10 protein-coding genes and 1 riboswitch are annotated in these 13,611 nt (G+C 43.7%); all 10 genes read right to left on the reverse strand.

What is annotated here, in order from left to right; all coding sequences use genetic code 11:
• Positions 1 to 5: 5 nt before the first annotated feature.
• Complete coding sequence (recJ, locus tag GVX98_RS15920) at positions 6 to 1,712, reverse strand: single-stranded-DNA-specific exonuclease RecJ (protein WP_159128624.1); 1,707 nt, start codon at positions 1,710 to 1,712, stop codon at positions 6 to 8.
• Positions 1,713 to 2,369, reverse strand: coding sequence for a pyridoxamine 5'-phosphate oxidase (gene pdxH / locus GVX98_RS15925; protein WP_159128625.1), 657 nt, complete (start codon positions 2,367 to 2,369; stop codon positions 1,713 to 1,715).
• 13 nt (positions 2,370 to 2,382) lie between these two features.
• Positions 2,383 to 3,714: a phosphoglucosamine mutase gene (glmM, locus tag GVX98_RS15930; protein ID WP_159128626.1), complete on the reverse strand. Its 1,332-nt coding sequence runs from the start codon at positions 3,712 to 3,714 to the stop codon at positions 2,383 to 2,385.
• Positions 3,715 to 3,836: 122 nt separating this feature from the next.
• Positions 3,837 to 5,303 (reverse strand): IMP dehydrogenase, encoded by a 1,467-nt coding sequence (gene guaB, locus GVX98_RS15935; RefSeq protein ID WP_159128627.1) that lies wholly within the window; start codon positions 5,301 to 5,303, stop codon positions 3,837 to 3,839.
• 223 nt (positions 5,304 to 5,526) lie between these two features.
• A complete protein-coding gene (locus GVX98_RS15940; protein ID WP_159128628.1) occupies positions 5,527 to 5,892 on the reverse strand; it encodes a YkgJ family cysteine cluster protein in 366 nt (121 codons plus the stop codon).
• A gap of 95 nt (positions 5,893 to 5,987) precedes the next feature.
• On the reverse strand, positions 5,988 to 6,785 hold the full coding sequence (locus GVX98_RS15945) for an MBL fold metallo-hydrolase (RefSeq protein WP_004691719.1): 798 nt from the start codon (positions 6,783 to 6,785) through the stop codon (positions 5,988 to 5,990).
• 182 nt (positions 6,786 to 6,967) lie between these two features.
• On the reverse strand, positions 6,968 to 7,543 hold the full coding sequence (locus GVX98_RS15950; protein ID WP_062031969.1) for a TMEM165/GDT1 family protein: 576 nt from the start codon (positions 7,541 to 7,543) through the stop codon (positions 6,968 to 6,970).
• 76 nt (positions 7,544 to 7,619) lie between these two features.
• Positions 7,620 to 7,758: riboswitch (yybP-ykoY riboswitch) on the reverse strand.
• 147 nt (positions 7,759 to 7,905) lie between these two features.
• A complete protein-coding gene (locus GVX98_RS15955) occupies positions 7,906 to 9,876 on the reverse strand; it encodes a 2-oxo acid dehydrogenase subunit E2 (RefSeq protein ID WP_159128629.1) in 1,971 nt (656 codons plus the stop codon).
• A gap of 2 nt (positions 9,877 to 9,878) precedes the next feature.
• The gene (gene aceE, locus GVX98_RS15960) at positions 9,879 to 12,581 is read right to left on the reverse strand and encodes a pyruvate dehydrogenase (acetyl-transferring), homodimeric type (protein WP_159128630.1); all 2,703 of its coding nucleotides are present in this window, start codon (positions 12,579 to 12,581) and stop codon (positions 9,879 to 9,881) included.
• A 277-nt stretch (positions 12,582 to 12,858) separates the two neighbouring features.
• A complete protein-coding gene (locus GVX98_RS15965) occupies positions 12,859 to 13,542 on the reverse strand; it encodes a M23 family metallopeptidase (RefSeq protein ID WP_125280667.1) in 684 nt (227 codons plus the stop codon).
• Positions 13,543 to 13,611: the final 69 nt, after the last annotated feature.

Below are 13,611 nucleotides of genomic sequence, written 5' to 3' on the forward strand. Positions count from 1 at the left end.
TTTTTTTAATGTTGTTCTAAATGCAAAATGCGAAGTTGTACGCTGACATTCCCACGAAATTCATTTTTATCCAGCTCATAGACCAAACGAATTTGATGGTTCATCTCATTGAACTGGTATTTGTCCGCCGCATTAAAAGCAATGGCATCCACGACCTGTCCATTGTCTAAAGCAACACGTAATTTTAAATGCACTTCTTTCAGCCAGCGGAAATCTAAAATTTGAAAATTTCCTTCAAAAATAGGCGCTGGAAACTTTTGCCCCCATGGGCTAATCTGCTGTAGAAGATCTACCGTTTCAACTTGAATATTCTGTGCAGCTAACTCGCCATCGGTCCATAAAGTCGCCGTAAATAAACCTTCATCCTGAGCTGCCATCAGTACTTCAAAGGCCTGCTTAAACTCTTCAAAATGGACTTTTTGAATGGTTAAACCCGCTGCCGCAGCATGCCCACCAAAGTGGCTGATCAAATGTGGATGTTGCTCAGCAACACACTCAATGGCATCGCGGATATGCACTCCTTCAATCGAACGTGCTGAACCTTTGATGTGTATCCCATCTTCATCTGCAGCAAACACAATACTCGGACGATGAAACTGTTCTTTTAAACGCCCCGCAACAATGCCAATCACCCCTTGATGCCAATGCGGCTCGAACATAATTAAAGCCGCGGGTAAGACCGTATCATCTAGTTGAATTTGATCCAAGGCTATTAAGGCCTCTTGTTTCATCGTGGTTTCAACTTGACAACGTTCCACATTCAGCTGATTCAGTTGTTCTGCCAATGGATAGGCAGAGGCAAAGTCCTGTGCCAATAGACATTCAATCCCGATATCCATGGTTTCCATACGACCTGCCGCATTAATACGTGGTCCCAGTACAAACCCCAAATCTTGCGCTTTTAAACTTGCAGCCTCTCGCCCCGCAATCTCCAGTAGAGCACTAATGCCGGGACGACATAAATGTTGTTGAATGCGCTTCAGGCCAACATCGACCAAGATGCGATTGTTATAGTCAAGACTCGCAACATCGGCATAGGTGCCTAAGGCCACCAAATCCAAATACTGACTCATGAGTGTCGAAGACTTATTTAGTTTTTTACGATAGGTCGATAAGTTAGCCAAGACATAAAAGGCCACACCCACCCCAGCTAAGGCTTTACTTGGAAAATCACACCCCAACTGGTTCGGATTCACTACCGCTTGGGCACTGGGAGTCGGCTTGGTGGTCAAATGGTGATCGGTAATAATCACCTGCATACCATGATCTTGCGCTTGTTTCACGCCGTCATGACTGGAAATACCATTATCAACGGTAATCAATAAATCAGGTGTAAAGCTGGTAAATGCTAAATCCGCAATCGCAGGCGTTAAGCCATAACCATATTTAAAGCGATCTGGAACCAGATACTCTACCTGCGCCCCCATTTCTCGCAAAGCCAAAATCATTAAAGCGGTGCTGGTTGCACCATCTGCATCATAATCACCTACAATGACAATTTTGTGTTGCTGATCAATTGCAGCATCCATCAACTGAATCGCTTCATTTAAGCCTTTCAGACTAGGGGCCAGTAAATGCTTGAGCTTTAACTCCAGCTCCTGCGTTGACGCCACCCCACGGCGGGCTAAAATTTCTGCAATAAACGCAGGAATGTCCTGAAATAATTCAGGACAGGTAATAAAGGGTCTTTGCTTAATTTCAATGGCTGACATTTATGGCATCAAACGCTTCAACACCCAAACATCGTGCTGTTTTTCATAGCTTAAACGGTCATGTAAACGGTTCGGACGCCCTTGCCAAAACTCATAGTAGTCAGGCTCAAGACGGTAGCCACCCCAAAAGACAGGTTTATTCAGTTCTGATTTACCTTCAACTTGGCTTTGCAATTGCTCAAAACGTTGTTGCAAGACTTCACGGCTTTCAATCACACCACTTTGTGGTGTACTGATATGTGCTGCAATTTGGCTATCTCGTGGACGCTTATGATAGTAGTCCGTCGATTCTGCTTCAGAAATTTTGACCACTTTACCACCAATGCGAATCTGACGTTCCTGCTCTTGCCAATAAAACAGTAACTCTGCATATGGGTTTTCAGCCAAATCATTGCCTTTTTGGCTGTCATAATTGGTATAAAAATCATAACCTGCTTCAGTTGCACCGCGCAGCAATACCGTTCGCACATGCGGCCGACCCTGCGCACTTGCTGTTGCTAGTGACATGGCATAAGGTTCGTGTAATTGTGCTTCTAGGGCATGATTAAACCAAAGCAAGAACTGAGCATGTGGATGGGTTTCTACTCGATCTTCACGCAGCTCACCTTTTTGGTAACTTAAACGAAGCTCGCTGAGATCTTTAATTAAATCACTCATTTTTCACTCCCAATTAAGCCGCGTTCGCACGTACAGCATCAGCCAATGCATGGGCTAAAGTGCTGACTTCATCGAGATCATCCCCTTCCACCATGACACGAATCACAGGCTCAGTACCTGATTTACGAATCAACAAACGACCACGACCTTTAAGTTGTTGCTCGGCTTTATCAAATTCAGCCACCAAAGCAGGCACAGCATAAGGGTCAAACATCGCCTCTAAACGTACATTCACCAACACATTCGGTAGAAGCTTAAAGTCAGCAACCAATTCATGCAGCGCTTTCTTCTGCTCGACCATCACGGTAAGGACTTGTAGAGCCGCAATAATGGCATCACCCGTGGTACTTTTATCCAAGGTTAAGATATGCCCTGATGGCTCACCACCAATGACCCAACCTTTTTCTTCTAGGCCTTGTAGGACATAGCGATCACCCACTTTGGCACGTAATAACGCCACACCCGCTTTATCCAATGCCAACTCTAAAGCCATGTTTGACATCAAGGTACCAACTATTCCAGCAGGCTTTTTAGCACTTTGTGTCGCCAAGATATATAAAATATGATCGCCATCAATCAGCTTGCCATTTTTATCTACTAAAATAACGCGGTCTGCATCTCCATCAAAGGCAATCCCCAGATCAGCTTTGTGTTTCACTACGAGTTGCTGCAAATGCTCAGGATGGGTCGAACCACATTGCTCATTGATATTTACACCGTTAGGCTCATTATGAATGGCAATGACCTTGGCGCCGAGCTCACGAAAGACCGATGGACCCACGTTATATGCAGCACCATTGGCGCAATCCACCACAATGGTTAAATCATTCAAGTCTAAATGGTATGGAAATGTGGATTTACAAAATTCAATATAGCGGCCATTGGCATCTTTTACGCGGACACTTTTACCTAAGTTTGCCGTGTCTTCAATCACTAATTCTTTTTCAAGTTCTTGATTAATTTCTTCTTGAATAGCATCTGGTAGCTTCTTACCTTCACTGGAAAAGAACTTGATCCCATTATCAAAATAAGGATTATGTGATGCTGAAATCACAATGCCCAAACTTGCATGTAAAGCACGAGTCAAATGTGCAATCGCTGGGGTTGGTAATGGGCCCAATAAATGTACATAAACCCCTGCCGCATTTAAACCTGCTTGCAATGCCGACTCTAAAATATAACCGGATAAACGTGTATCTTTTCCGAGTACTACCAATGGTTTTGATTTTTTACTGTGGCGTTTTAAAACTTTCCCTGCTGCAAAGCCTAATTTAAGGGCAAATTCAGGGGTAATAGGGAGGACGCCAAACTTACCGCGAATACCATCGGTACCAAAATAACTCATGTTCTACTCACTTCTTAATGGTGATCTAAATCATCACTTTTTTACTCACGACACTTTACACCAAAACGAAAAAGCCGTCATAAAAATGACGGCTTTTACATTCAACAATTCGTATAACTTTATTAGCCAACGCGATAGTTTGGTGCTTCTTTGGTAATTGTTACGTCATGAACATGTGACTCAGACATACCTGCCGAAGTAATTTTCACAAACTTCGCATTTTGACGAAGATCTTCAATCACAGATGAACCCGTATAACCCATAGAAGAACGTAAACCGCCCATCATCTGGTGCACAATGTTACCCATTGGCCCCTTGTATGGCACACGACCTTCGATCCCTTCAGGAACAAGTTTCTCAGCACCTGCTTTAGAGTCTTGGAAATAACGATCCGCAGAACCTGTTGCGCCTGCCATCGCGCCCAATGAACCCATACCACGATACGCTTTATAGTAACGACCTTGGAAGAATTCCACTTCACCTGGCGCTTCTTCAGTCCCTGCAAGGAGTGAACCGACCATAATCGTACTCGCACCCGCGCCAATCGCTTTCGCCATGTCGCCAGAGAAACGAATACCACCATCTGCGATCAATGGAATTTGATCTTTCAGTGCATTAGCCACACTGTCAATCGCAGAAATCTGCGGCATACCAATACCCGCCACAATACGCGTGGTACAAATTGAACCTGGACCGATACCGACTTTGACCGCATCTGCGCCAGCATCAAGGAGTGCCAATGCCGCATCACCTGTTGCAATGTTACCACCAATCACTTGGACCTGTGGGTAATTCGCTTTCACCCAACGTACACGCTCGATCACACCCGCAGAGTGACCATGCGCCGTATCTACGACAATCGCATCTACACCCGCTTCAACCAAAGCTTCTACACGGCTTGGTGTTTCTACACCTGTACCGACTGCAGCACCTACGCGTAAGCGACCAAGGTCATCTTTACAGCTGCTTGGATAGCTTTCCGCTTTACGGAAGTCAGTGACTGTAATTAAACCTTTGAGTTCGTTGTGTTCTCCAACGACCAAAACTTTTTCAATGCGATGCTTTTGTAGCAATGCTTGAATGTTTTCTTTCGACTCACCTTCACGAACCGTCACAAGGCGGTCTTGACCAGTCATGATATTGCTTACAGGTTGCTCAAGGTTCGTTTCAAAACGTGTATCACGACCTGTGACAATGCCGACCACTTTGCCATCTTTCACAACAGGCACACCGCTGATGTTGTTGGTTTGAGTAATCGAGATCAATTCGCGCACTGTGGTTTCAGGTGTCACAGTAATTGGATCTTTCACCATTCCTGCTTCAAATTTTTTCACACGACGGACTTCTGCAGCTTGTGCAGCAATATCCATGTTCTTGTGCAAAATACCAATACCACCGTTTTGCGCCATCGCAATCGCCATACGTGATTCAGTCACCGTATCCATTGCTGCTGAAACAAGGGGGATATTTAAATTAATGCCGCGCGTGAATCGTGTCTTTAATGAGACATCTTTTGGGAGAACAGTAGAATAGGCAGGGAGTAATAGGACATCATCAAAAGTTAACGCGTCTTGAACGATGGTCAACATGGCAGTCTCACTGGTAATTTCCGTGCGCTATTATAAACAAATATGAACTTAAATTTCATTTCAATTGAAAATTTATTTTTTTATCTTAGAAAATAAAGTGATAAAACCTATATTTTATTTGAGACCTTCATTTTCACCTTTATTTTTTTATTTCTTGTTTTGAGATGGGTTCAATTGACGTTCTAAAACTCAAAAAGCAGAGCCTTAACTCTGCTTTTACCGATTAACACACTTGATCAAAACCTTCATCGTTGACAGGAATGCTCGCTTCCAATTGCACAAATGGAATCATATTGTGCGCACGTCGCGCTTTGTTGCATTGATCATCAGCGATTTGAACTTCTTTACATGAAGAGCTACGCTGTTCATACATCCCACAACTCACGTGTTCACCAATGATGCCTTGCAGTGCGATACAGCGTGGGCTGGCTTGATTGGTTCCAACCATGCATGAATACACAGCCGTCACTGGCTCTGTGTAATGTTCAGGCATGGAGATGCCTTCAGCCCAGTAAAATGAGACTCTAAAAAAGGCACAACATGCCCCGCAGCTTAAACAGGCATCTTCCGTTGGAACTTGAGACAACATCCTTTATATTCTCATTTTCAAAAAACTTTTTTTGGAAGAAAATATTAAAAAAATTGTGGTTGCCAAACAAGCAAAATTTACGACTATTTTGTCACTTAAGTTGGACAGGTAAAAACACTCTCATCCATCAAGTCGGTACCGCACTCCAAAGTCTCAATCCAGTCTAAAAATTGATGAATCTGCTCTTGCCCAATAAACGGTGTACCATGCTGCGGTACAATCATTTCGACATCCATCGTGCGGACCATATTGACCCATAAACGAATCACTTTGTTATTGCACATATAGCGCTGATGAAACCCTTTCATTTTAGGAATATGCGCAGCAAAGTTTTCCAAAGGTTTTGAGGCATCGTCCACCATCGATGCCCCCATATCGCCTGAAAATAAAATCTTGGCAATTGGGTCATAAAACTGAAAATTACCCACCGAATGTAAAAAATGCGCAGGCACAGCAATAATCGAAGACTGCCCCAACGTAATCACCTGACCGTGGTCTGGTAGCTCCACCAAACGATCCAGCCAGTTACCTTTCATCCGCTCACTCATAAAAGCAGAGTTCAAGTGGGGTAAAAAGCGCGCCCAAAGTTTAGAAGCCACCACTTTCGCTTCGGTATAGACCAACCAACGCGGCATTGAGGTAATAATGTCGGGGTCTTGGTGTGAGGCCATTACAAAATCAAGATTGGTCAAACGCGTATATTTATTCAACTCCATGGTCAGCGGCACATAGGTTAAATCACCACCCGGATCTAAGACCGCAGCACGCTCATGGTCAATAATTAAAAACTGATTTGCCTGTACACCCTCTCCTTTGACCAAGCTGGTAAAGCTAATACACTTATGTGTGCCATCATCATATAAAACCTGTGACGTTGTGCGGTCAAATGCCATGCCCATCCCCTCAAAATGCTGTTTTTCTTAAAAGACTTTTTAATACCTACAACATATATGGATTTACACAAACTTACAATGCATTTGCGACCAATATCATTTGATATATCAATAAATTGAAGATCATTTCTCAATAAAAAATCCCGATTTTTTAAGTCGGGATTCTTATTTTTTACGATAAATTAGAAGAAATAATGCTGTACAAGTGTCGCAATACCAATGACCAAGAAAATGGCCGCACCAATTTTATGAATTAAGGCAATTGGCAACTTGGTCGCCAACTTATCGCCAATAAAGACCGCTGGCGCATTAGCCAACATCATCCCTAAAGTCGTACCCAACATCACCCAAACTATACTGTCAAAACGTGCAGCTAAAGCCACGGTAGCAATTTGGGTTTTATCTCCAATTTCGGCCAAGAAGAACAACACAAACGTTGCACCAAATACCCCAAGTTTCTGCCATTTCTTAATGCTGCCTGACTCATCATCCAACTGATCAGGAATTAACATCCAACCTGCCATAGCAATGAAACCAATCGAGAGAATCCAGATCAGCGCATCAGGGCTTAAAACTGTGGTGATCCATTGGCCTAAAACAGCAGAGACACCATGGTTAATAATGGTCGCCAGCAAAATAGCCAATAGAATTGGGACGGGTTTACGAAAACGTGCAGCAAGCAACAATGCGAGCAGTTGGGTCTTATCGCCCATTTCAGCTAAAGCCACGATGGCTGTGGAGAGGAGGAATTCATACATGATGTCTTTCTCTGGCTAGCATAACAAATACCAATGACTCACCGCTCCTGCTAGCCAAAAATCTGCAGAGTGGTAAATCAAAGGTCTTGCCAACAAAAGAAAGCTCTTTAGAAGCTCATTTGGTTCTTTGCTATGATGACCATGCTCGTTTTAGAGCAAATATGTTGATCATCACCTGTTCTTAGGAACAGCGGCTACTCCCCAATGAAGTAACACCATGTTAGGCGAAAATATGTTTTTTGGCAATCTATAAATACAAAAGACCCTGCCGAAGCAGGGTCTTTATTGAGGTATTTTTCAGGACTTCCAGCAGCTTTTCTCTCTTTTGAGAAAAGAAATCAACAGGGCTAAAAGCTAGATCATCAGATCAGTAAAGTACGGATGTCTTTCAACAACTTGGTCAGCTTATTGGTAAAGCGCGCTGCATCAGCCCCATTGATTACACGGTGATCATAAGATAATGACAACGGCAACATCAGTTTCGGATCGAAACCTTGACCATTCCATACTGGTTGCATTGTCGCTGGAGAAATTCCCAAAATTGCGACTTGTGGCCAGTTCACCAGTGGTGTAAATGCCGTACCACCAATTGCACCTAAGCTTGAAATCGTGAAGTTTGCACCTTGTAGATCTTTCGGCGAAAGCTTCTTATCACGTGCTTTCTGACCCAATACACCAAGCTCCACCGCAATGTCTTTAATCGATTTCTGGTCTGGATTACGTAATACAGGAACGGTTAAACCATCTGGTGTTGCTACAGCAATGCCCATATGGATTTCGTTCCGCAAGAGTACAGACTTGCCATCATCAGCCAAGTGACCAGCAAAATCACGTTCTTCTTTGAGTAAATACGCAACAGCTTTAATAATGAAAGCCATAATGGTCAAGCTAATACCATCTTTCTTAAAGTTACCTTTAAGATCATTACGCCAAGCTTCAAGTTCAGTAATATCTGCCAAATCAAACTGAGTCACTTGCGGGATATAGTTGTTTAAAGACAACTGCGGAATAGAGACTTGTTGCAGACGTGTCAGCACTTTCTCTTCTACACCACCAAACGCACTAAAGTCAGGCAGTTTCGGTAAGCCCGCGGCAGCAACAACCGTCGCAGCAGGTGCAGTTTGCGGTGCGGTTAAGCGACCTTTCACATAAGCAAAAATGTCATCTTTCATTAAACGTGCATGCGGCCCAGAGGCTTTGACTTCTGCCAGCACCACGCCCAATTCACGCGCCAGTTTACGTACTGCAGGACCCGCGTAGACTTTAGCATTGGCTGCATTTTGCTCTTTGGTTAGCTTATCTGCACCTTGAACTGCTGGTGCAGCCTGTACAGTAGATGCTACCACTGGCACAGTTGCAGCTTGAGCAGCTGTAGGTTTCGCTGGTGTCTGAGCAACCGCTTGTGCCACTGGTACAGGGGCTTGACCCTCAGCTTCAATGGTCACCAAAGCCACACCTTCCGATACATTTTGTCCCAATGCAACATGAATGGCTTTAATCACACCCGCTGTTGTACTAGGCACTTCAACCGTTGCTTTGTCTGACTCAACCACGATGATACTTTGGTCTTTTTCAACCGTATCACCTACTGACACTAAAATTTCAGCAACAGCCGCTTTGTCCACACCCAAGTCAGGCACTGCAATTTCAACTGCATCTGCAGGCGCAGCAGCAGCTTGTGGCGCCGCTTCAGCAGGCTGAGTTTCAGTGGCTTGAGGTGTTGCAACTGGCTTAGGCTCAGCAGTCACTGGTGCAACTGAAGCTGCTGTTTTTACAGTCAGAATCACTACGCCTTCTTTAACACTGTCACCAACTTGAATGCTAATTGATTCCACTGTGCCTGAAATCGTACTCGGGACTTCAACCGTCGCTTTGTCTGACTCAACCACAAGGATGCTTTGATCGACGTCAATTTGATCGCCAACCGACACCAAAATTTCACCAACGGTTGCTTTTTCCACACCAATGTCTGGTACTTGCACATCAATCACTTGTGATTCTGTAGTCGCAGCTGGTGAAGTCGTTTGAGCAACAGTAGCAGGTACAGGCTTTTCTTCAACTTGAACAGCTTCAGCCTGTACTTGTGCCGCTGACGCTTCAGTTTGCCCCTCAGCTTCCAGCTCAATGAGCGCTGCACCTTCGGCAACCGAGTCACCCAAGCTCACCAAAATACTTTTCACCACCCCAGCTGAAGTGCTTGGCACTTCAACAGAAGCTTTGTCGGATTCAAGTAAAATAATGCTGTCATCGACACTAATGCGATCACCGACTTTTACTAAGATTTCAGCAACAACGGCTTTATCTACACCAATATCAGGAGTTGTAATTTGCATACTTATTTCTCCTCTTTGTAGTCAGCTACAGCGTGTACAGATGGCGTTGCTTGAGGAGCCCAAGCCACTGGACGATCTGTATCTAATTCAAATGTAGAGATGGCATCTTTCACTAAGCGTGCATCCACTTCACCTTCATTAGCCAATTTCTTCAGTGTGGCAACCACAATATGTGCAGCATCTACACCAAAGTAACTACGTAATTTAGCGCGTGAATCTGAACGACCATAACCATCTGTACCCAATGCTACGAATGGACGGTTGTCTGGAAGATATGCACGAATTTGTTCGCTATAAGCACGCATATGATCTGTTGCAGAAACCACGATACCTTCTGTACCGCGCAGTTGCTCAGTCACCCAAGCCTCTTTCACATTCTCGCTCATTGGATGCAAGCGGTTATATTCTTCACATGCCATACCATCACGTGCAAGCTCATTGAAACTTGTTACGCTAAATACATTTGAATGGATTTGGTATTCATCACGTAAGATTTGAGCAGCTTTAATGACTTCACGCAGAATCACACCTGAACCCATCAACTGAACAGTGGCTTTTTCATCTTTCTGAAGTAAGTACATACCACGTTTAATGCCTTCTTCAGCACCTTGTGGCATTTCAGGATGCTCGTAGTTTTCGTTCATTACCGTTAAGTAATAGAAAATACGCTCTTGGTTCACGTACATGCGTTGTAAACCGTCATGCACAATGACCGCTAACTCATAACCAAAACATGGGTCATACGACACACAGTTCGGAATCGTGTTCGCAAGAATATGTGAATGACCATCTTGGTGTTGTAAGCCTTCACCGTTTAGCGTGGTACGGCCTGCTGTTGCACCCAATAAGAAACCTTGTGCTTGTGCATCACCTGCAGCCCATGCAATGTCGCCAATACGTTGGAAACCAAACATAGAGTAGTACATGTACATTGGAATCATTGGTAAGTTATTGGTTGAATAACTGGTTGCCAATGCTGCCCAAGCGCTCATTGCACCTGCTTCGTTAATGCCTTCTTGAAGCATATGACCATCTTTTGCTTCACGGTAATGCATTAACTGTTCTTGGTCTTCAGGCGTGTAATGCTGACCATTGGCTGCATAAATACCTAACTGACGGAACATACCTTCTAGACCAAAAGTACGTGCTTCATCTGGAACAATAGGAACAACACGGTCTTTAATTGCTTTTTCTTTTAACAATGCAGCGATTAAACGAACCATCACCATGGTGGTTGATTGTTCTTTGCCTTGTGAGCCTTTTAATACTGCATCAAAGACAGAAAGTTCTGGAATAGCCAACTGTTCACTTTCTTTACGACGTGCAGGTAAGTAACCACCTAGTGCTTCACGACGTGCTTTCATATATTTCAATTCAGGCGAGTTTTCGCTTGGACGATAGAAAGGCACTTCTTCTAATTGCTCATCGTTAAATGGCAAATTGAAGCGATCACGTACATATTTCAACGAATCAATCTGCATCTTTTTGATTTGATGCGTTTTGTTTACTGCTTCAATTTCATCAGACAAGCCATAACCTTTAACAGTTTTCGCTAAGATTACAGTTGGTTGACCTTTGGCTGTACATGCTTCTGCATAGGCTGCAAAAACTTTGTACGGGTCATGACCACCACGATTTAGATTATCAATATCTTCATCGCTTAAGTCTTTAATCAACTCAGCCGCTTCTGGGTATTTACCAAAGAATTTTTCGCGTGCATATGCACCGCCCTTCACTTGTAAGCGTTGGTATTCGCCATCCAGTGTTTCTTCCATAACCGACTTTAAAGCACCAGTTTTATCTTTTGCAAGTAGTGGGTCCCAATGACGACCCCAAACCACTTTAATGACACGCCAGCCCGCACCACGGAATAAAGATTCTAATTCTTGAATAATTTTACCGTTACCACGTACTGGGCCATCTAGACGCTGTAAGTTACAGTTTACAACCCAAATGAGATTGTCTAATTTTTCACGACCCGCAAGTGAAATTGCACCTGTGCTTTCTGGCTCATCCATCTCACCATCGCCAAGGTATGCCCAAACTTTGCGATTTTCTTCTTTAATCAAACCACGGTTCATCAAATATTTTTGAATATGTGCTTGGTAAATCGACATGATTGGGCCAAGACCCATCGATACGGTTGGGAACTGCCAATAATCAGGCATTAAGTATGGATGCGGATAAGAAGGTAAGCCAACACCATCCACTTCGCGACGGAAATTGTTTAGATGCTCTTCAGTCAAACGACCTTCAAGGAATGAACGCGCATAGATGCCTGGCGCACAGTGACCTTGATAATAGATCATGTCGCCGCCAAAGTTGTCGTTATTGGCACGGAAAAAGTGGTTAAAACCGACATCATATAAAGTTGCTGAAGATGCGAAACTTGCCAAGTGACCACCTAAGTCATCACCCGTTTTATTGGCACGGAGTACCATCGCTAGCGCATTCCAACGAATCAACGCACGGATACGACGCTCCATGTCTTGATCGCCTGGCATTGCAGGTTCTTCAGCCACTGAAATTGTATTTAAATAAGGCGTGTTTAAACGCTGAATAGGGACATGTTTAGCGATTGCTTGTTGATACAGTTTTTCTAGTAGAAAAGCTGCACGCTCAGTCCCCATGTGTTGTAAAACGGAGTCAAACGCATCTTGCCATTCTTGCGTTTCTTGCGCGTCAGTATCACCATAAAACGCCATAATTCACCTATTTCGATATCCTAATCTTATACGCTAATATGTATCATACTTTCGTCCTATAAGAGTATCGCTACAGCTGAATATGGCTGAGCCCTACTATTTAGCAACTAAATAGTCATTGACCATTCGTTACCCAAGATAACAAAAAACCGCCAATTTAGGCGGTTTTTTATACATTTAATGCTGTTTTTTGATGCTAACTTAGATTTCGTCAGAGCTGTATTTCTTTTTCAAGCATCAGACCAACGGTAAGTTCGGATCATCAATCAAATCGGGATTAAGGCAACATGGCTAGATAAGTCGATGGGTTTTTGCGTTGACCATCTTTAACTACTTCATAGTGTAAATGTGGGCCAGTACAACGACCTGTACAACCAACATTAGCAATATGTTCACCCGCGTCTACACGGTCGCCAACACGAGCGATTAAACGTGATGCATGAGCATAGCGCGTGATATAACCATTGCCATGGTTAATTTCAACATATTGACCATAGCCCGTACCCCAACCTGACTTGGTCACAATCCCTGGGCCTGTCGCATAAATCGGTGTACCGCTTGGCGCAGCAAGATCTAGACCTGAGTGGCGCTCAGCACGACCATTCATTGTACGGCCACCGTAACTTGAGCTAACACGTGCACTTGGAAGCGGGTGTGTCACTAACCACGAATATGGATTATTTGAAAAACTTTTTGCAGAGGATTCCGAACCGTATTTTTTCGCCAGTGAAGCGTTGTTGAGCTCAACCGTTTTCTCACGTAGTTTCACGGACATTTTCGTTTCGGCAGGGATATCAATATCATTCGATTCGGTATAAGCGCCTTCCGATAAAGTGCGTGTCAATTGCTCAATTCGATCCGAAGAAGCATTATTTGTATTGAGTTCTACCAAATCAGCGAAGGCTACTGAAGCAGCCGATGCCGCAAAAGAAAAAGCCAACAAAATACGTCGCATATGCATAAAAAACCTCTTAAAACTGTTCTTACGAATGTTTCTTGCGTGATCTCGTCCTTGATATCTACCGAAAGA

Origin of the sequence: Acinetobacter sp. 8I-beige (assembly GCF_902505955.1) — a bacterium.
Taxonomy (GTDB): domain Bacteria; phylum Pseudomonadota; class Gammaproteobacteria; order Pseudomonadales; family Moraxellaceae; genus Acinetobacter; species Acinetobacter johnsonii.

Bases quoted from the DNA above. Each gene is read 5' to 3' on its own strand.
- recJ (WP_159128624.1), bottom strand. From the start codon at position 1,712: ATGTCAGCCATTGAAATTAAGCAAAGACCCTTTATTACCTGTCCTGAA.
- GVX98_RS15950 (WP_062031969.1), bottom strand. From the start codon at position 7,543: ATGTATGAATTCCTCCTCTCCACAGCCATCGTGGCTTTAGCTGAAATG.
- aceE (WP_159128630.1), bottom strand. From the start codon at position 12,581: ATGGCGTTTTATGGTGATACTGACGCGCAAGAAACGCAAGAATGGCAA.
- glmM (WP_159128626.1), bottom strand. From the start codon at position 3,714: ATGAGTTATTTTGGTACCGATGGTATTCGCGGTAAGTTTGGCGTCCTC.
- pdxH (WP_159128625.1), bottom strand. From the start codon at position 2,369: ATGAGTGATTTAATTAAAGATCTCAGCGAGCTTCGTTTAAGTTACCAA.
- GVX98_RS15955 (WP_159128629.1), bottom strand. From the start codon at position 9,876: ATGCAAATTACAACTCCTGATATTGGTGTAGATAAAGCCGTTGTTGCT.
- GVX98_RS15940 (WP_159128628.1), bottom strand. From the start codon at position 5,892: ATGTTGTCTCAAGTTCCAACGGAAGATGCCTGTTTAAGCTGCGGGGCA.
- GVX98_RS15965 (WP_125280667.1), bottom strand. From the start codon at position 13,542: ATGCATATGCGACGTATTTTGTTGGCTTTTTCTTTTGCGGCATCGGCT.
- guaB (WP_159128627.1), bottom strand. From the start codon at position 5,303: ATGTTGACCATCGTTCAAGACGCGTTAACTTTTGATGATGTCCTATTA.
- GVX98_RS15945 (WP_004691719.1), bottom strand. From the start codon at position 6,785: ATGGCATTTGACCGCACAACGTCACAGGTTTTATATGATGATGGCACA.